Origin of the sequence: Agromyces seonyuensis (assembly GCF_009789225.1) — a bacterium.
GTDB lineage: Bacteria > Actinomycetota > Actinomycetes > Actinomycetales > Microbacteriaceae > Agromyces > Agromyces seonyuensis.
Window position 1 is genome coordinate 1 of sequence record NZ_WSTA01000164.1, and the last position, 622, is coordinate 622.

A 622-nucleotide genomic window follows, 5' to 3' on the forward strand; every position below is an offset into this window, starting at 1 on the left:
CGGCGACGGCCCGGGCCGCCTCCTCGGCGAGCGGCGCCTCGACGACGAGCTCGATGCGGCGCACCCGGCGAGCCGTGCCCTCGCCGGCCGCCGCCGCCGCGGCGACCGCGGCACGATCCCGCCGCCAGACGGCGAAGTGGTACGCGAAGACGAGTCCGGTGGCGACGAGGAGCCCGAGCGGCGCGCGGACGCGGTCGACGAGCACGCGCCCCGACGTCGGGTCGAGCGCGAAGTCGAACAGCCGGAACCCGACGATGAGCAGCGCGACGAGGGCGACGATCGCGCTCGCCCCGAAGACCGCGATGAGGAACACGCGCCGGCCGACCGCCACCGCCTCCTCCGGGTCGGGACGCCGGAGCGGACGCCACTGGAGCCACCACGTCGGACCGCCGACGACGAGCGCACTGATGCCGCCGAGCAGGAGCTCACGGGTGCCCGATGCCGCGATGGGGTTCGCCGCGACGGCGAGCGTCGCGTTCACGATCACCCCGATGCCGGACGCGGCCGCCCCGAGCCCGAGCCCGGCGACGGCGAGCGTGGCGGCGCGGCGGACCGCGGGGCTCCGAGTCGCGGCGATCCCGGCGTGCACGCGCCACACGGCCGCGCCGATCAGGGCGGCGGC

Annotated in this window: 1 protein-coding gene; it reads right to left on the reverse strand. The window is 78.0% G+C overall.

Annotated features, from left to right (window positions below; translation table 11 throughout):
* Positions 1-622 (reverse strand): DUF5671 domain-containing protein (locus tag GB864_RS18050; RefSeq protein WP_236779251.1); only part of this gene is annotated, 622 nt, incomplete at both ends.